Below are 237 nucleotides of genomic sequence, written 5' to 3'. Positions count from 1 at the left end.
AAAACAAAACCCCTGACTGCGTTAGCAATCAGGGGTTTTGGAATTTAATCTTGACGATGACCTACTCTCACATGGGGAAACCCCACACTACCATCGGCGATGCATCGTTTCACTGCTGAGTTCGGGATGGGATCAGGTGGTTCCAATGCTCTATGGTCGTCAAGAAATTCGGGTACTGAGTCGCGACCTGTTGGCCTCGCTTCAGCAAATTGGGTATGTGACAGCTTTCGGTGTTTT

The 237-nt window shown here is 48.9% G+C and carries 1 rRNA gene; it reads right to left on the bottom strand.

The features are described from left to right. Positions 1–48: 48 nt before the first annotated feature. A 5S ribosomal RNA gene (rrf, locus tag BM70_RS0131030) occupies positions 49–164 on the bottom strand. Between the last annotated feature and the right edge of the window lie 73 nt (positions 165–237).

The sequence above is a fragment of the Pseudomonas sp. CHM02 genome (genome assembly GCF_000612585.1).
GTDB lineage: Bacteria > Pseudomonadota > Gammaproteobacteria > Pseudomonadales > Pseudomonadaceae > Aquipseudomonas.
This window is presented reverse-complemented; position numbering and strand designations above follow the sequence as displayed.